This window comes from Pseudomonas sp. GLN_2 (genome assembly GCF_043106005.1).
GTDB lineage: Bacteria > Pseudomonadota > Gammaproteobacteria > Pseudomonadales > Pseudomonadaceae > Aquipseudomonas > Aquipseudomonas alloputida.
In genome coordinates, this window is the sequence record NZ_JBICMC010000002.1 from 85336 (window position 1) to 105503 (window position 20168).

The 20168-nt window shown below is 64.2% G+C and carries 21 protein-coding genes; 1 reads left to right on the forward strand and 20 read right to left on the reverse strand.

Annotation, left to right across the window (positions count from 1 at the left end; translation table 11 throughout):
• Nucleotides 1-55 precede the first annotated feature (55 nt).
• The 5 genes from ACF8Q6_RS00460 to ACF8Q6_RS00480 all read right to left on the reverse strand — a co-directional run bounded on the left by ACF8Q6_RS00460 (nt 56) and on the right by ACF8Q6_RS00480 (nt 6233).
• Nucleotides 56-1348, reverse strand: a complete 1293-nt coding sequence (locus tag ACF8Q6_RS00460; RefSeq protein WP_392489645.1) for an NAD(P)/FAD-dependent oxidoreductase — start codon at nt 1346-1348, stop codon at nt 56-58.
• Nucleotides 1341-2018: a peptidase S8 and S53 subtilisin kexin sedolisin gene (locus ACF8Q6_RS00465; protein WP_392489646.1), complete on the reverse strand. Its 678-nt coding sequence runs from the start codon at nt 2016-2018 to the stop codon at nt 1341-1343. The genes ACF8Q6_RS00460 and ACF8Q6_RS00465 overlap by 8 nt, the downstream gene beginning before the upstream one ends.
• Nucleotides 2008-3741: an ABC transporter ATP-binding protein gene (locus ACF8Q6_RS00470; RefSeq protein WP_392489647.1), complete on the reverse strand. Its 1734-nt coding sequence runs from the start codon at nt 3739-3741 to the stop codon at nt 2008-2010. The genes ACF8Q6_RS00465 and ACF8Q6_RS00470 overlap by 11 nt, the downstream gene beginning before the upstream one ends.
• 1 nt (nt 3742) lies before the next feature.
• Complete coding sequence (locus ACF8Q6_RS00475) at nt 3743-5653, reverse strand: sigma-54-dependent Fis family transcriptional regulator (protein ID WP_392489648.1); 1911 nt, start codon at nt 5651-5653, stop codon at nt 3743-3745.
• 343 nt (nt 5654-5996) lie between these two features.
• Nucleotides 5997-6233, reverse strand: coding sequence for a hypothetical protein (locus ACF8Q6_RS00480; RefSeq protein WP_392489654.1), 237 nt, complete (start codon nt 6231-6233; stop codon nt 5997-5999).
• Nucleotides 6234-6980: 747 nt separating this feature from the next.
• On the opposite strand from ACF8Q6_RS00480, the gene ACF8Q6_RS00485 reads away from it, so the two are divergent.
• The gene (locus ACF8Q6_RS00485; protein ID WP_392489649.1) at nt 6981-7778 is read left to right on the forward strand and encodes an RHS repeat-associated core domain-containing protein; all 798 of its coding nucleotides are present in this window, start codon (nt 6981-6983) and stop codon (nt 7776-7778) included.
• Nucleotides 7779-7959: 181 nt separating this feature from the next.
• Here ACF8Q6_RS00485 and ACF8Q6_RS00490 read toward each other — a convergent pair whose 3' ends face one another.
• The 15 genes from ACF8Q6_RS00490 to ACF8Q6_RS00560 all read right to left on the reverse strand — a co-directional run bounded on the left by ACF8Q6_RS00490 (nt 7960) and on the right by ACF8Q6_RS00560 (nt 20021).
• Nucleotides 7960-8811, reverse strand: coding sequence for a CsgG/HfaB family protein (locus tag ACF8Q6_RS00490; protein ID WP_185280267.1), 852 nt, complete (start codon nt 8809-8811; stop codon nt 7960-7962).
• A 34-nt stretch (nt 8812-8845) separates the two neighbouring features.
• Entirely contained in the window at nt 8846-9259 is a 414-nt protein-coding gene (locus ACF8Q6_RS00495; protein ID WP_003247970.1) for a curli assembly protein CsgF, read from the reverse strand.
• A complete protein-coding gene (gene csgE / locus ACF8Q6_RS00500; RefSeq protein WP_003247969.1) occupies nt 9256-9657 on the reverse strand; it encodes a curli production assembly/transport protein CsgE in 402 nt (133 codons plus the stop codon). The genes ACF8Q6_RS00495 and csgE overlap by 4 nt, the downstream gene beginning before the upstream one ends.
• On the reverse strand, nt 9654-10181 hold the full coding sequence (locus ACF8Q6_RS00505; protein ID WP_003247967.1) for a type II secretion system protein: 528 nt from the start codon (nt 10179-10181) through the stop codon (nt 9654-9656). The genes csgE and ACF8Q6_RS00505 overlap by 4 nt, the downstream gene beginning before the upstream one ends.
• Nucleotides 10156-10530 carry a type II secretion system protein gene (locus tag ACF8Q6_RS00510; protein ID WP_014859946.1) on the reverse strand — a complete coding sequence of 125 codons (375 nt, stop codon included), beginning with the start codon at nt 10528-10530 and terminating at the stop codon, nt 10156-10158. Before ACF8Q6_RS00510 ends, ACF8Q6_RS00505 begins: the two co-directional genes overlap by 26 nt.
• Before the next feature lie 5 nt (nt 10531-10535).
• Nucleotides 10536-11015 carry a prepilin-type N-terminal cleavage/methylation domain-containing protein gene (locus ACF8Q6_RS00515; protein WP_019751811.1) on the reverse strand — a complete coding sequence of 160 codons (480 nt, stop codon included), beginning with the start codon at nt 11013-11015 and terminating at the stop codon, nt 10536-10538.
• Complete coding sequence (locus tag ACF8Q6_RS00520) at nt 11012-12877, reverse strand: secretin N-terminal domain-containing protein (RefSeq protein ID WP_161774035.1); 1866 nt, start codon at nt 12875-12877, stop codon at nt 11012-11014. The genes ACF8Q6_RS00515 and ACF8Q6_RS00520 overlap by 4 nt, the downstream gene beginning before the upstream one ends.
• Complete coding sequence (locus tag ACF8Q6_RS00525; protein WP_392489650.1) at nt 12874-13380, reverse strand: hypothetical protein; 507 nt, start codon at nt 13378-13380, stop codon at nt 12874-12876. The genes ACF8Q6_RS00520 and ACF8Q6_RS00525 overlap by 4 nt, the downstream gene beginning before the upstream one ends.
• Complete coding sequence (pilO, locus tag ACF8Q6_RS00530; RefSeq protein ID WP_392489651.1) at nt 13380-13943, reverse strand: type 4a pilus biogenesis protein PilO; 564 nt, start codon at nt 13941-13943, stop codon at nt 13380-13382. Before pilO ends, ACF8Q6_RS00525 begins: the two co-directional genes overlap by 1 nt.
• The gene (locus tag ACF8Q6_RS00535) at nt 13930-14472 is read right to left on the reverse strand and encodes a pilus protein (protein ID WP_014859950.1); all 543 of its coding nucleotides are present in this window, start codon (nt 14470-14472) and stop codon (nt 13930-13932) included. Before ACF8Q6_RS00535 ends, pilO begins: the two co-directional genes overlap by 14 nt.
• 1 nt (nt 14473) lies before the next feature.
• Nucleotides 14474-15253: a hypothetical protein gene (locus ACF8Q6_RS00540; RefSeq protein ID WP_143493749.1), complete on the reverse strand. Its 780-nt coding sequence runs from the start codon at nt 15251-15253 to the stop codon at nt 14474-14476.
• Nucleotides 15237-17033, reverse strand: coding sequence for a GspE/PulE family protein (locus ACF8Q6_RS00545; RefSeq protein ID WP_392489652.1), 1797 nt, complete (start codon nt 17031-17033; stop codon nt 15237-15239). The genes ACF8Q6_RS00540 and ACF8Q6_RS00545 overlap by 17 nt, the downstream gene beginning before the upstream one ends.
• Nucleotides 17034-17093: 60 nt before the next feature.
• Complete coding sequence (locus ACF8Q6_RS00550) at nt 17094-17627, reverse strand: response regulator (RefSeq protein WP_017148304.1); 534 nt, start codon at nt 17625-17627, stop codon at nt 17094-17096.
• A 249-nt stretch (nt 17628-17876) separates the two neighbouring features.
• On the reverse strand, nt 17877-18518 hold the full coding sequence (locus tag ACF8Q6_RS00555) for a SurA N-terminal domain-containing protein (protein WP_012052147.1): 642 nt from the start codon (nt 18516-18518) through the stop codon (nt 17877-17879).
• A gap of 12 nt (nt 18519-18530) precedes the next feature.
• Nucleotides 18531-20021 (reverse strand): ABC transporter substrate-binding protein, encoded by a 1491-nt coding sequence (locus ACF8Q6_RS00560; RefSeq protein WP_392489653.1) that lies wholly within the window; start codon nt 20019-20021, stop codon nt 18531-18533.
• Nucleotides 20022-20168 lie beyond the last annotated feature (147 nt).

Below are 20168 nucleotides of genomic sequence, written 5' to 3' on the forward strand. Positions count from 1 at the left end.
ATCCCTGTGGGAGCGGCCTTGCGTCGCGATGGGCCGCAAAGCGGCCCCGACAATCTCAAACCAACCCCTGCTCCCCTAGCCACCGCCGCACTATTCTCTGCTGTTCACTCGCAAGCCCCGACAACACTGCCTCAAAAGGCCGCCCACTGCGTATTTGTCGCACCACAGGCGCCAGTTCCACCCCCTGCAAATGCCAAACCCCCAGCGGCTGATCCGCCGTCACCACGACCTCGGCTTCATCCACCAGCCCGTCACGCAGCACCGGCCGCCGCTCAACCCGGACCGCTTGCCAATCAGCCGCCTGATGCAGGGGTTGCGCATCCGGCCAACCCTGGCGCCGGGCCCAGAACGGTTGCCCCACCCGGCTTTGTTCCTGGGCATAGAAATCCCGGCCAATGCGGGCAAAACGCAAGAACAGCTGCTCGACCCGCTGCTGGTGAAACTGCCGCGCCAGCTCGGCCCGCTCAGGCCTGCGCAGCAACGTATTGATCACCACCGGCGCCTGCAATGCCGAAGAGAGCGACTGAAAAATCCCGTTGCCCGACAGCGGGTCAATGGCCATGGCGGCATCCCCCACCCGGATCCAGTCCTGCCCGACACATTCACCCGCCAGAATGGCGGTACTGCTGCGTGCATGCACCTGTGCCGGTATCAATGCCTGATCGTCGAACAGTTCAGCGACCAGCGCGCTGCGGCCCCGCAACGCCACGCAGTACGCTGCCAGCCCAGCCTTTCCCGGCAGCCCGGCCGCGTCCTGGGTGACTTGCCAGTAACAGCGGCCATCCTCCAGCCGTGCCATCCACGCCCAGCCATCCTCCAGGCTCTCCACCGCCGACGCAGGCGCACCCGGGCTACCCTGCCAGACATTGAGCAGGCTGACCGTTTCCGGCCCACGCAAGCGGTCTGCGGCCAGGGGTGCCTGACGGCCTCGGGCCTCGACCAGGAAATCAGCAGTCAGCACCTGCCCATCGTCCAGGCGCACATGATGACCGCCCCCCTGCACGACCTCACGCACCCGCCCCTCGACCACACTCACGCCTGCGCGCTGAAGGTCTTCGCGCAGCGCCTGGTCAAAGCGTTGCCGGTCGAGCAAAAACTCCTGGTTCATGTGAAGGTGCTGGCCGTTCCAGAGCACCTGGCGAGTGGCCGGCATGGCCGCCTGGCTCAAGGCCCCGCCAAGGCCTGCGTGACGCAAGCCCTCCAGCACCCGCTGCGAAACGCCTTCAACTGCCGCGAAACGGCGCCACTCCGATACCACTGTCACGGTGTAACCCAGCCGCCGCAAGCCAATGGCCGTGGCGGCACCCGCAGGGCCGGCACCCAGCACCACAATGCGCAACTCAGCCATGGCGGCCACCTCGCCGCTCGGGCCCTTTGAAGGCCGCATGTTCACGCAACCAGTCATGCACTTGCTGGCGGTCCATTCCCTGGGCATCACGCAGCAAGGCGGCAATCTTCCCGCTCAACGCCGCACAACCCAGGCTCGCACCCGCCCGCTCACCCGCCCCCACGTAAGCGCCAAAATCCGCCTGTCGAGTACCCAGCCACGACCACTGGCCCGGTGCACAGCGGGCATCGCCAGTGACCCGAATGACACCCGGGTAGCTGGCCGGGAACACCGGCCCCCCCTGCGCCGGGCTCGATGCACACAACAGCACACCTGCGGCCAACGCCTCGGCACAGGCCTGGTGCAGCACGGGCCGGTCCTGCTGCAAACCCAGGCTCAGGTTGACCAGCGCGGCCCCCGACTCCACCAGCCACAGCAATGCGGCTGCCACCTGCAACGCACTGGTGCTGGCCTGGGCACTGAACACCTGAGCCACCAGCACCGACACAGGACCAGCCTGCTGTTGCAAGCTGGCGAGCACCGCACTGCCGTGCCCAAGCTGGTCGGGGAGCATTTCACCTTCGCGCAACTGGCCGTCTTCCAGCCAGAAACGGCGGGCGTCCCGCAAGCCGTTGGCCTGCTCCGGCGAGCAGCCGCTGTCGATGATGCCAACGCGCACGTCAGTGCCCATGTTTGATCACCTCCTGCGCCAGTACCTGCAACTGGCCGTCATGCAGTTGCAGATGCAGGTCGGCATCGGCCAGGGTCGAAGCCCGGTGGCTGATCAGGATGCGTGTGCGGCCGGCGAACAGCTGGTCGATGGCCGCGATCACTTCACGTTCGGTGGCCTCATCCACCGCCGAAGTGGCCTCGTCCAGCACCAGAATTGCCGGGGCCTGCAACACTGCACGAGCAATGGCGATGCGTTGTTTCTGCCCCCCGGACAACTGCTGGCCGCGCTCGCCCAGCAAGCCATCCAGGCCCAGCGGCAGGCTGTCGACCAGGCTGTCCAGCCGCGCCAGGCGCACCACCCGTTCCAGTTCATCACGGCTGGCCTCGGGCACGCCATAAGCCAGGTTCTGCGCCAGGGTGCCACGGAACAGCACGATGTCCTGGCTGACCACGGCGATTCGCCTGCGCAGCGCAGCCAGGTCAAGGTCGCGCAGGTCGACGCCGTCCAGCAGGATGCGCCCGGCGTCCGGGTCGTAGAAGCGCTGCAGCAGGTCGATCAGGGTTGACTTGCCCACCCCGGAGGCACCGCTGATGGCGACTTTCAGGCCACCCGGGATGCTCACCCGCACGTTGTTCAGAACCGCACCCTGGCGCCCCTCATGGGCAAAGCTCAGCGCCTCCAGGCGCAACTCGCCCGGGCCATCGGGGATGGGCTGCGAGTTGGCGGTCTGATGTACCGCTACCGCTTCCTGCTTCAATTCCATCACCCTTCCCAGGCTGACAGCCATGCGCTGCACCGCCACGTACAAGCCCAACAGGCTCTGCACCGGCCCAACCGCCATGCCCATGTAAGTAGAAAAAGCGATCAACGCGCCCAGTTGCCAGGTACCCTGGATCACCCACCAGCCACCGACCAGGAACGCACAGGCACGGCACCACGAGGTGAGCGTGCCGGGGATGGCCTGGGTGAAGAATTCGGTCACCTGCACCTTCAGCAACTGGCGCAGGTAACCTTGCCCAAGCTGGTCCAGGCGCCCTGCTTCCCGGCCTTGCTGGCCGGCCGCCTGAATGAACTTCATCGCCGGCAGGGTCTCGACCAGGAACGACGACACATCCGCCGAGCGCTCACGCAAGTTGCGCACTTCGCGCTCCACCTTGCGCCGCATCCAGCGCAGCCACAGCACCTCGATCGGCACCAGCACCGCCAGCAACAGGGACAACTGCCACGACAGCATCAGCATCAACGTCACCGCACCCACCAGGCCGATCACCGCCGACACCGCCGAGAACAGCGAGTCCACGGCAAAGCGCTGGATCTCTGCCACATCGCCATCCAGCCGCGAAAGGATGTCGCCGATACGCCGCCGCCCGTAGAAGGTCGGTGACAACTGCTGCAGATGGCGGTAAAGGTCATCGCGCAAGGCGAACAGGATGCGCCCCGACAGGCGCGTATGCAGGTAGCGGTTGACGCCGGCCAGCACCGTGCCCAGCAGGCCCGCGCCGATCATGATTGCCGCCATGTGCCAAAGCGTCTGGTAATCCTTGGCCAGCAGCCCCTCATCGATCAGGGTCTTGACCAGCCAGGGTTGCGCCAGCGCCAGCAGCGATGCACCCAGCGACAAGCCGAGCAACAGGCCGATGGCACGTCGGTGTGGGCGCACGAAACCATACAGCCAGGCCAACGCCTGGCGCATGAGTACAGGGTCGCTGGAATCCACCAGCCTTGCGAACAGGCCGCCCACGTCAGCCGCGCAACTGCTTGAGCTTGCGGTACAGCGTCGCCCGGCTGATACCCAGTGCCGCGGCGGCGGCCGAGACGTTGCCCTGGTGGCGCGCCAGAGCACCGCGAATCTGTTCCAGTTCACTGTCCTTGAGGCTGCCGGAGGGCGCTGCGCTGCTGGCGAGTTCGTCCAGCAGGCAGTCGGTAAGGTGATCGAGGGTCAGCACCTGCTCGCCATCCTCGCGCATGGCGAGGGCGGTGCGCACCACCATTTCCAGCTGGCGGATGTTGCCTGGCCAGTCGAAGCCTTCGAGCAACGCGGTCAACGCCGGGTCGAGGGTTACGCCACGCGCATCGGCCTTGTCCAGCAGGCCCTGGATGATCGCCGCCAGGTCCTCACGTTCGCGCAGGGCCGGCAGGCGCAGCGACACACCGTTGACCCGGTAGAACAGGTCTTCACGGAAGTGCTGCTCCTGCACCAGGCGCTTGAGGTCGCGGTGGGTGGCGCAGATCAGCGCCACGTCGATGTCCTGCTCGTCACCCGCCCCCAAGGGTGCTACGCGGCGCTCCTGCAGTACCCGCAGCAGGCGTGCTTGCAGGGCCAGCGGCATGTCGCCGATTTCGTCGAGGAACAGCGTGCCACCATGGGCCTGCATCAGCCGCCCGACCATGCCGCCCCGGCGCGAACCGGTGAAGGCGCCCTCACGGTAGCCGAACAGCTCGGACTCGATCAGCCCTTCGGGAATGGCCGCGCAGTTGACTGCCACAAACGGTTTGTCGGCACGCGGGCTGGCCTGGTGCAAGGCGCGAGCGACCACTTCCTTGCCGGTACCGGTTTCGCCCAGCAGCAGCACTGGCAAACCATTGCCCAGCCCCTGGCGAGCCATGCGCAGGTTGCGCGCCAGGCGTTGATCACCTCCGGCCAGAGCATCGAGTGCAGGTGACTGTTTGCTCAAGGCCGGCTTGCTGGATGGTGTGCTGGAGGTTACCCGGCCATGGCGCGGCAGCTGTAGGGCACGGAAATAGAACTCGCCCTTGGCGGTCTGCACGCTGCTGACCCCACCCTGCCACAGGCGAGCGATAAAGGCCGGGGAACGTTCGCCCAGCAGGTCGGTGCTGCGCCGACCAATCAGTTCGTGACGCGGCACCTGCAACAGCTGGCAGGCACTGTCGTTGGCAGCCAGCACTTCGCCGTCCAGGCTCAGGGCCAGCAGGCCGTGCCAGGCACTGTTGAGGTACTGCGGGCGGCTGTGGAAGGCCAGCACCAACTGGTCCGGGTGGCACAGGCCAAACAGGCGGCTTTCAATGTTGCCGGCCGCCAGCATCAGGGTCGACAGGCTGTCCTGCGGTTGCGCCATCACCCCTTCGCGGGTGATGTCGAGCACGCCGATCACCTCGCCGCTCGGGTCGCGCAGTGGCACGGAAGTACAGGAGAACGGGCTCAGGCGGTCTAGGTAATGTTCGCCGCAGTTGATCAGCGTCGGCCGGCCTTCGACCACGGCCGTGCCGATGGCATTGGTGCCGCGCAGCGATTCGCTCCAGCAACTGCCCGGGTGCAGATCGCGCAGGCCTTCGCGTTGCAGCACGTGCTTCTGGCCTTCGATGGCCAGCACGTTGGCCTGGGCATCGCCGAGGATGACGATGCCAGCCTTGCCCTGGCGCGCGACCAGGTAGTCGAGTTCGGGGGTAACGGCATCGATCAACAGGCGGTTGCGCTCCAGCAGCAGGCGCAGGTCATGGCCCTGTTCCAGGCCCAGGCCGACCTGTTCGCCCTGCAGGCAGTCCAGGCCGTGGCCCAGGCTGCGGCGCCAGGAGGCGTCGATCTCGTCGCGCAGCATGCCCAGCGGTAGTTCGCCTTCGCTGGCCAGCTTCAGGCGGGCCTCGCGGGATTCGTGCAGCGGGTCGTGGGCGTTTGTTATAAGTTGTCGCGCCATTTTCTACTCCGGCTGTGCCCCGCAATGTGACGGGGTACGGGCTTGGGAATTTTCCGCAGTGTGCGGGAGAAATGGCTGGGCGTCATCTGGTAGTGGATGGATTGGGGTGTAGCTGGCCAGGTTACTTGAAACTGGCGCAATCCCTGTGGAAGCTGGCTTGCCGACGATCATCGGCTTCGCCGGTGCGATCCACCGCGTCGCCTGCTTCGCGGGCTTGCCCGCTCCCACAGGGTTCGCACCAAGCCTGAGGACTGCGCTGTACCTGTGGGAGCGGGCGAGCCCGCGAAGAGGCCCTCGAGGTCAATCAGGGATATCGATCGCTATCACCAATAGCCAAGCCCCGTCAGGCACTCGACGCCGCCTTCCGCCCAGACAGTTGCTGCCTCTCAACCCCATCCAGCAACGCCTCCACCACCGCCTTGGCCGAATCCAACCCATGGTCATTGCTCAACAACAGATCACGGCAGGTGCCCTTGGCCAGTTCCAGCGCCTTGAGGTTGGTCGCAAACGCCCCTTTCAGCAGCGTGGACAGGTGCACTAGCGCATCTTCGTAATCCACGCCGGAACGAACGGCGAACAACGGTGGATGGCTGCATTCGCAGGTGGAGAAACTGGAGGCCGCCGTGGTGGCGCGTACAGGAGGATCAGGTAAGCCTTTTGTCATTGTGTCGCTCCTTGATTCACTGGAGTCGCCACACAACGTGACCAAACGAATGGGTGGCGACTGTACGCGGGTTGGTCAACCGGGAATCAAGGAAACCGGCGCGCACGGAGGCGCCCCACGCACAGCCGCCATAAAACGAAACAGCCGGGCACAAAAAAGCGCCAACTGTATCGCAGAGCGGGCGCTTGTGCGCCTTGATGATTGCGGGTGACCAAACCCGACTGCTGGATTGACAGCAGCGGACAAAGACTACCGAGGTCAGGGAAGGGTTTCAAGCTGAGGGCATGCGCAGTAACACTTCTGTTGCCTGATCGCACTCCTGGTCGGCTGCTGCGGCCGATGTGGGAGCCTTGTGTCGCGATAGGGCTGCGATGGCGCACTCCTTTCAAGGTGATCGGTGAGGCCTGGACGAAAACGCCGGAGCGATTCCCTATCAATCCGCACCATCTCATTCGGGGACCGTCCCCCCTTGCGGGCCATACTTACCAGATCCTCTTTGAGCGCAGGAGGCGATATTAGGTAAAACTGTAAAACTGGCATGGATTAATCCGGGCGCCCGCACACCCCAACAGCATATGTCAACTGTTAAAAATAACGATTGCGGCCCGTTATTCACTAATCTATATATACCTACAATATTGAATAAACCAGGGGCAATGATCGATGCTACGCTATACCCCCTATGGTTGGCACATGGCGGCTAACCACTCAACCCTCGCATTCAACGATCAGCCGTTCGATAAAACATCCGATGGATATTTACTCGGGAATGGTCGGCGCGGATACAAGCCGCGCTTGATGCGCTTCTGTTCGCCGGACAATTTAAGTCCATTTCAATCAGGCGGCATCAACAGCTACGCCTACTGCCAAGGAGATCCGATCAACTTTGTTGATCCAAGTGGCCATTCCGGCGTTCTGCCACTACAAATTCTGGCCGCGCAAAAATTACCGCCTTCGTCAAGGCCAGGAAATTTAAGAGCATCCAACCTGCGGTCATCTCAATTAATGTATGATGATTACATAAAAATATTAAACAAAAAAAAGCCAAACCTCTATACCATGGAGAGTCTCGAGATATTCAAGGGACCACACACAGATGTCATGATCAAAGCGTCGGCACGTGATGCTTACTTTTCGGTTAGAAGCAAAGATTTCAGTCGCCTGGTAATAAAGGAGCACCGAGACCGCTTAATATTAGCAGGCATCGACGAAGTTACACTACAGCAACGAGACCAAGCTAGAGATGCGATATATCTTGGCAAACCCCCGACAGACCCTGAAATCATACCACTATACCGTGGACTGCTTGAGATCCGTAACCTATATGAGCCCCCTACAGTGGGTTCTACTACTTTACTCAGCGGGCCAAGTGCGCTTCACGGGCGCAACTATCAGGAGCAGGTAAAAATAATAAGAAACAGAATGCACTCATCCCATTTCAACTTCTCACTAACTCAATGAAAGCTGATCGCCTAGCCGGTAGCTTATACTATTGCCTGCATCGAATAAGCTAAAGTCTCGAAATGCTTTAGGGAAACTCCAATCAAGTTGCCCGAAACCTGAAATTCGCAATGTTTTCAAGCAAAATCAGCACAGGTCAGGCGGCCTGTGCTGAATTGATCAGAGCTTCCCTAACAGTCAATCAAGGCTGCTGATTCTGGCTCAAGAACTTGTCCACCGTGGCCTTGCCATCAGCTGGATCCCCCGCCACCTGCCACAGCCGCCGCTCGATCCCCTGCGCCAGCAAGTGCCCCACCGCCGCTTCGATCGCCGACAGCACGCACAGCTGCGCCGGTTCATTGGTGGTATACCCCACCTCGGCTTCCAGCAGCTTCTTGAACTCGATGAACTTGAACACCCCGGCACTGCGCCCTACCGAGTAGATGGTCTTGCTGGTCATCACGTTGGCCAGCACCTGCCCGGTGCGCACGTCCACGGCGCGCAGGTTGACGGTGACCTGGTCGACGCGGTATTCGCGGGAGATGTCGATGCCCAAATAGCGGGCGCCTTCGCCGCCGCTGCGCACGTTGGTGTCGTAGGCAATGATGCCGCCCTCCAACATCAGGTTGGCGGCCTGCAGCGGTGGCAGCTCGCCCATGATGTTTTCCGCCACATCCGGCTTTTTCTGAGATGCGCGGATGATCTTGCGCTCGGTCAGCAGGTTCTGCAGCCCTTCACGCTCCAGCACCACGAACCAGCCGCTGGCACTCAGGGCGTCCATCAACATGCTGGCCGCGCCTTGGGTGACGCTGGTGGAGAACGAGCTGGCCGGGGTGGGCTTGTATTGCCCGGTCTGGTCGCGGAAGCCGTACACCACGGCCATCAGCCGGCCTTTGGGCCGTGGCATGTTGATCAGGTCGTAATAGGTCGAGGCCCGAGGGGTCAGGGTCGGGGTTTCCGAGTCCTGTTCGGCCGACATGGGTTCGCGCAGGCTGCAACCACTTTGCAGGCCCAGGGCGGTGAGGATCAGCAGCGCGCTCAGCAGACGTTTCATGGTGTTCTCTCCCCAACATAAAAGCCCTTCCCTCTCAGGGGTTCAGGCCGCTGACCTCAATGATCGAAATTTCTCCTGTGGCACGATCGGTGACCTTGATGCTCAAGGCCCCGGAATCGTCGATGACGTCGATGAGAAACGCATCGGTCGCCATGCTGCCGGTGTTGCCATTACTGATGTTGTCCAGCAACTGCGACAACATCCGCGACTCCAGCTGGTTGCTGAAGCGCTCAAGGGCCGTGGTGCCGGTAAAGGCCGAGGCGCGGTCCTTGAGGTCCGGGTCGTCGTAGTCGTTCTGCGCCTGGGCGTTGTTCAGCAGCCAGGTGCCGTTCAACGGGTTGCCGCCAAAGGCCGGGTTGACCGGGGTGTACACCAGCTCGGTGGCCTGGGCAGCACAGGCGCTGGCCAGCAGGCAGGCGGCAATGCAACGGGGTATGCGGTGATTCATAGCTCGTCCCTCTCCAAGTCGGTGGTGTCCTGTAGCAGGCGTTGCAGCTTGCGTTGAATGATCTGCTGCTTGACCAGGTCGGCAGCGGCGACGGCCTCGTCCTTGAGCTCGGTGGTATTGGGTGGCAGGAAGCGGCGGTACACCACTTCACGCTCGAATTCCACCGTCACCAGGCTGCCCCAGCGGGCATCGGGGCGTTCGCGTACCACCAGGTTGAAGTCCAGACGGCTGGTGGCACGCAGGCGGTCGGCGAAGTAGTAGTAAAAGTCGTGGCCGATGTGCGAGATGGTGTTGTCGACGATAAAACCCTGCATCTCGTCTTCAGCACCCGCCTTGGCGCAGGTGGTCACCCCAGCCATCAGCAGCAGGCTCAGGCACAGCGCAGTCAGGCGCTTCATGGCGTGTCTCCCGGGCCTGCATTCGTCTGCACACCGCGTGCACTTTCGGTAAAGGCTTGCTCGGCGACGAACTGCCAGTCGCTGTAGTGCTCCATCCCCTCGAACCCGCTCCATTCGGCGCTGAAGCCACTGCGCTTGAAAGGGGTGGCGTCCGAACGGCTGTAGACGCCAGTGATACGGCCGTCGATCGAGCGCAGCAGGCCCCATTCGTCGCTGTTGCTGATCGGGTCAGGGTAAAGCCTGCGAATGTGCCGTTTGGCCTGCGGGAAACGGTTGTCCTGCAGCAGGTCGGCCAGGTCTTGCGGGTACTGGGCCAGCCCGGGGGATGCGCGGTAGTAGCTGCGCAGGGCCTGGGCGTACTGGCTGCCTACCCACAGCAACTGGCGTTCGCGGTCGCGCTGGGCGGCGCTCGCCCAGATCGTGCCGGTGGCAGCCAGGGCCACGCTGCTGACCGCTATCAGCAGCAGCACACCCAGGTAGGTGAAGCCGCCGTTGGCCTTACCATTCAGCGAAGAGGCTGCCATCACGCGCCCTCCCTGTGGCACCGCTCTTGATATCGGCCACGCCGCCCGCCACGCCCTCGGGGGGCGGCACCAGCTGCCAGGCATCGCTGCGCTCGGTGATCGGGTCGACCGGTGTGTTGCGCAGGTAACGTTGCTCCACCAGTTGTTCCAGCGAATCGGGGTAGTGACCGGTATCACCGTAGTAGTGGTCCAGCGCTTCGCGCAGCACTGCCAGGCTTTGACGCAGGGTGGCCTCGCGCGAGCTTTCCAGGCTGTTGAAGTAGCGCGGCATGGCGATGGTCATCAGCGTGGCGATGATCGCCATCACCACCAGCAGTTCGATCAGGGTGAAGCCTTTACGGCGTTTCATGGCTGTCACCATTGCCCGTAAGGGATATTGTTCAGGCCTTTGCCGCGGGCCCTGGAATACACGTCGAACACGTCTTCGCCGTCGCGCGGGTTGTCGGGGCTGCTGTCGTAGGCGCGCAAGCCCCAGCCGCCTTCGTCTTCATCCTTTGCCGCCACCAGCGGGTCGTGCGGGATGCGCCGCAGGAAGTAGAACTTGGCGCCCTTGGCACTGCGCACATCGCGCACGCCCTCTACCAGCACCTGCAGGTTCGGCGGGTAGCCACTGCTGTCCACGCGCTTCTCGATGTAGCCGGCGTCGAAGGCCCGCTTGTAGGCATCGATGGCGTCGCGAATCTGGTACAGCGCCTCGCGCAGTTGCTGCTCCTTGCCGCGGCGTACCACCGTTTCGGTCAGCGGCGCGGCCATGCTGGCGAGCAACCCGAGCAGTGCCAGGGTCAGCACCAGCTCGATCAGGCTGAAGCCGTGCATGCGACGCCGCGCGTTCATGGCCGTGGGCTCCCGTTGACCGGTGCGACCGCCATCTGGCTGTCCACGACCGGTTCATCGGTGGTCGGCGCATTACCGGGTACGTCCATCGGCGGCAGTGGCGCCATCTGGCGCACCTGCATGGCCGACTCGGTGCCCGTGGAAAACTCCATGTCCGACGGGCTCTGGTACGGCAGGTTGCGCACGATGCGCGGGGTGATCGCCAGCACCAGCTCACTCTTGCTCATGTCGTCCTTGTTGCTGCCGAACAGCCGGCCCAGGCCCGGGATATCGCCAAGGCCGGGAATCTTGTTGCCACTGGCGTTGTGGTCGTTGCGCACCAGGCCGGCCAGTACCTGGGTTTCGCCGTCGTGCAGGCGCAGGCTGGTCTGCGCGTTGCGGGTGTCGACCTGGACCGGGATGGTGCCCTGGCGGGTGGCCTCCAGCGGGGTGGCGTTACTGACCTCGAGCGCCACCTTGATCGCCACTTCGTTGTTCAGGTGCACGGTGGGCTGCACTTCAAGCTTCAGGCCGACGTCCAGGTAGGTGACGCTCTCGGTAATGACCGGCCCTTGGGTCGACGGCACCGAGGTGGCGCTGATGATCGGTACCCGCTGGCCGATGTGGATGCGCGCTTGCTCGCGGTTGCTGACGCGGATCACCGGGCTGGCCAGGGTGTTGATGTCTTTGTCCTGGGCGTTGATCTTGGCCTGCGGTGCCGGCGCAATGCTGATGCGGCTGGAACTGATGCCCTTGAGCTGGTCGAGCACGCTGACCGGGTTGCCATCGTCGCTCAGCACGCCGAAGGTGTTCGGCCATTGCAGGCCAAGGTCGAGGATGCGCGAGGTGGCCACCTCCATCACCTCCACTTCCAGCACCACCTCGGGGTTGGACTGGTCCTGCGACTGCAGCAGCTTCTCGGCCATGCGCACCGCGTCCGACGTGTCGCGCATGGTCAGGGTGTTGAGGCGCTCGTCAACGAACACGTCGCGGGTCTTGAGCATGGTCTTGACCATGTTCAACGCGGTGTTGGCGTCGATGCTGGTCAGGTAGAACGTACGCATGACCAGTTCCTGGTAGTCCTTGGTCTTCTGCGGCGAATCGGGGTAGACCATGACGGTGTTGTCGTTGACGATCTTCTGGCGCAGCTGGTTTTGTTCCAGCAGCAGCGCTATTGCGTCCTCGATGCGCACCTCACGCACGAAGATGGTGGCTTTCATGTCCGGGCGCAGGTCCTTGTCAAAGATGAAGTTGATGCCGGCCACCTGCGACAGCACTTCGAAGATGGTCTTCAGGTTGGCATCGCGAAACTCCAGTGTGACCGGCCGCTCAAGCTTGCTGCGCAATTGCGGGTACGGCTGCGCGGTGCGTGCCTGCACGTTTTCGATGTCGCTGCGCAGGGTTATGCCCTTCTGGTTCTGCGGGTCCAGACGCAAGACTTCGCGCATGTAACGTTCGGCACCGAACAGGTCGCCCTGGCGCAGCGCCGCCTGGCCAAGCGCTACGCGTTCGTCCAGGGTGCGGATCAGCTCCAGCTGGCGAATGCCATCCTGGGCGCGGCGGTTGTTCGGCTCCAGGGTGAGCACCCGGCCATAGCCCATCCGGGCATTGGCGAAGTCGTGGCGGACGCGGTCGCTGTCGGCCTGGCTAATCAGGGCCTCGACTGCCGCCTGGCGGCTGTGGGCCAGGGCGATATTCAGCTCTGTGTCACGCGGGTCGTCGCGCAGGGCCTCTTCCAGGCGGGCGATGCCGGCTTCGTACTGGCCCTCTTTCATCAACTGGTCGCTGTCCTGGCGAACCGCACTGGAGCCGCAACCGGCAATGGCCACGCACAGCGCCACGAGCAGAAACGGAGCAGGCTTGCACAGCTTTGACGACTTCATGGTGCGCTCCCGACAGACAAGGTCTGCGACTGGTGCAAAGGCAGGTAGACCAGGTTCAGCTCGCTGGCCGATACCCGATCGAGGCGATAGGTGTCTTCGATCACGTCGCCTTGGCGCACGACGTAGAGTTTTTCGCCGCTCTGCAGGAAGACCTGCAGGTCGTCGCGGTCACCCATGCGGCCGATGAACTGGAAAGGCAGTTCCGGGGCCGTCGGGGCCGCGGCGACGACAGGTGCCGTCATGACGGGTTGTTCGGTGACCGTGGCCAGGGTTTTGGGTGTGGTCCATTGCTGGGTTGGGAACAGGTCGCGGGAGGCCTGTTCCGGCCCTTTCGCGGGTAAGCCCGCGCCGACCATGGACGCAGCGCTTTCTGTTGTAGGCGCGGGTTTACCCGCGAAGGCCGCGACGCCATCGCCCTGGCCAAACCAATGGTCCGGTGCCCAGGCCAGCGCCGCGCTCACGCCAAGGAAGCCGGCCCAGATGACTGCACGTTGTGTGTTCATCATGACCTCGACAGGTAAAGGGTCATGCGCAGGCGGGCATTGAGCTCGCTGTCGCCGATGCGTTTGCGTTGCAGCTCAAGGTCTTCCAGCACCAGCGTCGGCAGTTGCTTGAGCAGGCCCTTGATAAAGCCGCGAATCTGCGGGTAGCTGCCGCGCACTGGCAGCACGATCTGGTAGCGGGCCAGCTGGGTTTTGGGGTCGATGCCCAGCGCGTATTCACCGCGGGCCAGGCTGATGCGCTCGGCGCTGGCCAGGCGGTACAGACGCTCGATCAGCTCGCTGGCCTGGGGCTGACCGGGAAGTTGCTGGCGCAGGCTGTCGAGGGCCTGCTGCTCGGGCTGGACCGCAATCTTCAGCTCACCCCGCTTGACACGCCCCACCTGTTCGCTGGCCTGCGCTTCGCTGGCGCGCAGTTCGCGTACGCTTTGCCATTGCGGCAGCACACCGGCACACCCCACGCCAATGGCGAGCAGGCCTACGGCTACGGCAGCCAGGCCTACCGGGCCGACAACGCGCAGGCGCTCCTGGAGGATCAGGCTGCTGAACGTTTCAAGGGCGCGCATGGCCGATCTCCCAGGTGGCGGTGAGGGTGAAGCGCACCGGGTGCTCGGGCCGCGCAGCGAGTACCTCGTGGTTGAGCAGCGACACGTCGCTGAGCTCGTCGCTGGCTTCCAGGCGCTGGTGGTACTGCAGCATCGCTTCGAGGTTGCGCGCCTCGGCGGCAATGCGCACCTGGCCCTTGCGCGCATCCGGCGTCAGACCGAGCAGCGCGACGTCGTCCTGCGGCATGGCTTCAAGCATGGCGAACAGTTGCTGCCAAGGGCGCTGCAGTTGCTGCGACACACTGCGCATTTGTGCCAGGCGCTCAGCCTGCTCCCGGCTGGCAGCGCTGTTCTTGGGTTGTGCAATGGCCGGGCGCCGGCCCAGTTGCAGTTCCAGGCTATGGACGCTGGCTTCCAGCGCCACTTGCTCGGTCTGCAAGCGTTGCTGCAGCAGCACCAGGCCGGCGACCATGGCGCTGGCAAGGACGAGCAGCGACCAAACCAACGGGCCGCTGCGCCGTGGCTGGAATTCCAGGTCGAGGCGGCGCATGTCAGGCCACCGCCCGCCACATGGCGCACAGCGGGTCGGCTTCGCTGGCCGGCTGGCACAGTTGCACGGCCGCCAGTTGCGGCACGTCGCAGCGGCCCGGGGCATGCAGGTACACCCGCGGCAGGTGCTCGCCGTACAGCTCACAGGTACGCTCGATCAGTGCTTGCAGGGCCTGGTCGCTGTCAGCGCAGCCTTGCGCCAGCACTTGCTGCCAGGCACCGCCGGCGGCCAGCAGCAATACACTGCGGCGCGGCTCGGCCAGCACGAACAGGAAGTCACCCTGCTCCAGCTGTGACCAGCAACGGTTGTAGGCAGCCATCAGGTATGGCTGCACCGAGCGCAGGCTCAGACGGCTTTCCCGGCCCAGTGCCTGCAGCCGCTGCAGCAAGGCTTCGGGCAGCGCCGTGGCGATGCGGGCGGCACCGGCAGGCTCCGGTGACAGCACGATGCGCCAGTCGTCCAACGGCTGCCCGTAGAGGTTTTCGAAGCAAGCGCGGGCATAGGCGTCCAGCTCGCGAGGGTGGCCGATGGCGTCACTCCAGGGCACCAGGCAGAAGCGGCTGTAGCGGGCCGACAGCAACACCCGCAACTGGGCGCCACGTACCGCATGCTCGGCCAGCAGTGCGGCCAGCCCGTCGACAGCGGCATCCCAGGCCGGTTGGGTGGCGTCGCTGCTGAACGCGCGGCTGCCCAGCCATTGGTGGTGATTGTTGTGCCAGCGACCCAGGCCGACACCCTCGGCGCCCAATACGGCGCAGTAACGGTCAGATGAATGTGACACGGTTGATCTCCTCAAGGGTGGTACGGCCATCGCGGACCAGGTCCAGGGCCGAGGCTCGCAGCAGGCGCAGGCCGCGCTGGCAGGCAAGCGTCTTGATCTGCGCCAGCGGGCGGCGCTCCACGATCATTTGCCGCAGGTCGTCATCCAGGTGCAGCAGTTCGGCAATGGCACTGCGGCCGCGGTAACCACTGCCACGGCAGTGGCCGCAGCCCTTGACGCGGACGAACGTCCAGCCGGCCACCCCCTCGCGGGTCAGGCCTGAGCCATACAGGGTGTCGTCATCGTGTTCGCAGGGCGTGGCGCAGTGCGGGCAGGCCAGGCGAATCAGGCGCTGGGCCAGCACCGCGTTGAGCGCAGAAACGAAGCTGTAGGGGTCGACCTGCATCTGGCTGAAGCGGCCAATCACGTCGAACACGTTGTTGGCGTGGATGGTGGTGAACACCAGGTGGCCGGTGAGCGCCGATTGCACGGCAATCTGGGCCGTGTCGGGGTCACGGATTTCGCCGACCAGGATCTTGTCCGGGTCGTGACGCAGGATCGAGCGCAGGCCGCGGGCGAAGGTCAGGCCCTTCTTCTCGTTGACCGGGATCTGCAGCACGCCGGGCAGTTGATACTCGACCGGGTCCTCGATGGTGATGATCTTGTCCACGCCATGGTTGATCTCGCTGATCATGGCGTACAGGGTGGTGGTCTTGCCGCTGCCTGTAGGGCCGGTGACAAGGATCATGCCGTAGGGTTCTGCCGCCAACCGGCGCAGGGCGCGCAAGGTTTCGTCGGCAAAGCCCAAGGCTTGCAGTTGCACGCCGCTGACCCGGTCGGACAAGTCCTGCTTGTCGAGCACCCGCAGCACGGCATCTTCACCGAAGATGCTAGGCATGATCGACACCCGGAAGTCGATTTGCCGGTCGCCCACGGCCACCTTGAAGCGGCCGTCCTGGGGCACGCGTTTTTCGCCGATGTCCAGCTCGGCCATGACCTTGATGCGCGAGATCACCTGGTCGGCGAAGGCGCTGCCACTGGCCTTGCCGGCACCGTTGAGCACGCCGTCGATGCGGTACTTGATGGTCAGGCCCTGGCCGGTCATGCCCAGGTGGATGTCGCTGGCGTGCAGCTTGAGGGCGTCGTACAGGGTGGAGTTGACCAGCTTGACCACGCGGCTCTGGTCTTCGCTGATACTGGCCAGCGACAGGCGTTGCAGCGGGTCGCTTTCGCTGCTGGCGTCGGCGTCGTGGTCAAGGGCATCGACTGCGTGGAAGCTTTCTTCATGACGGGCCAGAAAGGTGGCCAGGTCGGCGGCGTGGGCCAGGTAAAGCGGCGCGCCTTGCAGTACGTCGTCGATCCAGGCCAGGCGGGCGTGGTCGAAGGGGTCGGCGAACACGCCCAGCAGTTGGCCGCCTTGCTCGATCAGCACACATTCGCGCTTGAGGCACTGGGCCAAGGCCAGCTTGTCGAAGCGTGGGGTGCTGGCCAGCAGGCTGTGGCTGTCGAGTACCGGGTAATGCAGGGTCAGGCCCAGGCGCTGGGTGAAGGTGTCGGGGGTGTCGCAGGCCAGGCGTTCCAGGCAGTCGAGCAGGCGCTCGTCGGTGGCTTGCAGACGGGCCTGGGCCAGCAGTTCGCGGGGGTAGGCGAAAATTTTTGCTGGGTTCTTCACGGGCGTGCCCGCTTCCACAGGTACATCACAGCTCTGTGGGCTGCATACATCCTGTGGGAGCGGGCCTGCGCGCGAAGACGTCGGTGCAGGCTTTGCAGATTCCGGGGTTGCATCGAATGCTTCTGGCATGGCCTGCGACTCCGCTCAGGGGCGCGTCGCAGGCTGGCTCGGCCAGGGGTGCGGGCGCCGCTATTCCCCTGTGAGCAGTTGATCGTCGTCGGGCCCTGGTGGCTTGGCGCCATTACGGCGGCGGTCGGCCAACACCCAGCTTCCATCGTACAACTGCAGGGGGAACGATTCGTTCCTGTTCTGGCGTCGTTCGACGAACCCTTCGGCCGGGTTGTCCGTGGCCCTGCGCCGGCGCTCGATGCCCAGCAGGTCAAAGATCGCACGCGCCAGCTCCATCAGTGGGAACGGCTTGAACAGGACGTGACTCACACCGAGTTCGGCGGCCCGCTCACGCACCTCGACGGTGGGGTGGGCGGTGATCAGCACGAAGTGGCATTGCCTGTTCTTGCGTACAGCCTCCAGAACCTGAAAACCTTCCATGTCGGGCAGGCGGTAATCCAGCACAACTACTTGCGGTGCCAGGCTATCAGCCTGTTCGATACCACTGGCACCGTCGTGGGCAACATGAACTTCCAGGCCTTGCGCCTGCAGATACGCTTGCAGGTTCTGCGCAAGAGTCTGTTCGTCATCGACTACCAATACTCTGTTCACCAAGGTCGACTCCCCAATACTGCCCGGTTCCCCGGTCTGCGAAGTACGCCCTTGTAGAGACTTGAGCAGGCTTCGTGCCAGGCGTGAATAGTCATGTTGCACCACTGTAAGCCACTGATTTTAATAGGCTGCCGGCCAGCAACCCACCTACGCTGAGCAGGCGCACCCAACCTGTTCCCCACAAGCGGGGAAAATGATGGCACATCGCCAAACCCTAATTCCCCAGCATTGGGGCAAGCGCCATCAACGGCCTCAGTCAGCGATCTCCACTTTAGCGGACTCGCGCAAACGTTGGCGCACGGATTGGCGCGCCTGCGCCTCCCGCTGCCCGATGAGCGTTGCCCTGGCCAAGGCCAGGCCGTGTTCGCGTATGACCGATGGATTATCACTTTGGTTCTGCGCTCCTTGCAGTCTCTGCTGGTTGGCATCATAAAATGCCTCCACTTCGCCCTGGCTCGGCGCGTCGACTGCGCTGAGCAGGGCGTACACTTGCTGGGCCGCCATCTCATGCCGGGTGTACTCAGTGTACTGCGCCCTGTCGAAGCCCGCCTCTGCCAGTCGCCTTTCGAATAACGCCGGGCTGCCAAACGCCGCTTCTATCTCGCCAATCTGTGCCGACACGTGTTCATCGCTGACGGCAATGCCTTGGCGTTGCGCTTCCTGCCACAACAACTCCTTGTCGATCAGCTCGTCCAGCGCTTGGTCACGCAGGCGTTTGTACAGGCCTGGGTTGCGGATGCTGGTCACCGCTCGCCCCTGGGCGTCCAGGTACTCGCTGAAGTAGCGTTCCAGGCGCATCAACCCGATCTCGACACCATTGACCCGCGCCGCTGGCACATCGGCCCAGCTCACGCTGGTCAGCACCAGCAACAGGCACAACCACACGATCCGCATGACAACCTCCGCTCAAGGGCTGACCGGTACTGGCCGGTAGGGGGTGACCGCAGTAAAGCGTGGCCCGGGCAGGGCCACCGCCACCACATGGGCACCTGCCATGCCCTGGCGGCGACCTGGGCCAAAGCCCAGTGCCGGGGTCAGGCCGGTGGGCACATCGTGCAGGCCTTCGAGCGCAGCGATCAGTTGCTCGCGGCTGGCATCCCGACCAATCTGCTTCAGCGCTTCGCTCAGCAGGCGCAACGCGCACAGCGTATTGACCTGCAACGACACCTGGCGCGGGTCCAGGCCCTGGCGCTGCTGCAGCCCGGCGAGCGTAGCCTGGCCTTGCTCGGTCCAGTCCTCTGGCACGTAGGGGTAGGCCAGAAACAGCCGCTGCGACCACTGCGCCGGCAAGCGCGCCACAGCGCCGGCTACCTGACTGGAAGCGCCGAACAGGTAGGGCTCGCGGCCCGCCACCTGCAACGCCGCCGCCAACTCGGCAAAGGCCTGGGCGCGGCCAAGGAAGACGATGCCCTGCCCGTCCACCGCCTGGCCGTCGAACGCCTGGATAGCGGGTGGCGCCCAGCCCTGCTGTCGTAAACGCTCGCGCACCTGCTCGGCCAACGCGGCGTGTTCGTTACCGGCATACACCACGCGTAACTCATCCGGCGCCAAGCCCAGCGCCACACGGGCATGGCCTGCCAGGCTCAGCAATTGCTCGGGCAAGCCGGGCAGCGGGTCGAAGATCTGTGCACTGCCGCCGCTGCGCGGGGTACTGCCGATCATCGGCACGTTCTGTGGCGCCAGCAAGGTCGTCAGGCGCTGGTCGAGCATGGGCGCCAATGGCGCGATCAGGGCGAACACTCGCTTTTGCTCGAGCAACTGTTGCAAGGCGCGTTCGGCACTGACTGGGTCGGAACCTGAGTCAAGCACCACCAGTTCCAGGCGCCGCCCGTGAATGCCGCCTTGCTGATTGAGTTGACCCACGCCGTCTTCCAGCACGGCACGCACCACCTGCCCGGCGTCGGCGAGCGGACCGCTCGCAGGCAGCAGCGTGCCAAGGCGCAGCACGCCCTCTTCCACACCAGGGTCACGTTCTTCGGCCAAGCGTTTGAGATAGGCGGTGAGGTTGCGCTGGTCGGCCAAGGTCAACTCGAAGCGTGGCATGGCCGGGTCGAGGCGATTGCCAGCCGGGTCGATACCCTGCTGGATGGCCCGCGCCAGGCTGCTCTCGGTGTAGGCCGGGTAGCGGCGGCCGTTGGCCTCGCGCGGGCCCTGGCCGAGTGCCAGGCGTTGCCAGTCGAGGCCGGGGGGGCGAACACCGCCTTCGGCGCGGCCACGGCCGTCGTTGCCATGGCAACTGGCGCAGGGCAGCACGCTGGCGGGGACTGTGATGTCACTGGCGCCGACCCGGGCTTGCAATTGAGCGTCGCTACTGGAGACGCCCTCGCGGTAGAGGCGTTTGCCGGCTTGTTCGTGGTCGGTCAAGTCCAGGGCCAAGGCTGAGGTCGAAGATGCCATGCCAAGCACGCATGTGAGCCATATCGCAAGCCCTGTGGGCGCGGCCTTGCGTCGCGAAAGGCGCGCGCAGCGCGCCCCTCTTTCTGCGCGTGAGCTGCCACTGCCGGGGCTGCTGCGCAGCCCTTTCGCGACGCAAGGCCGCTCCCA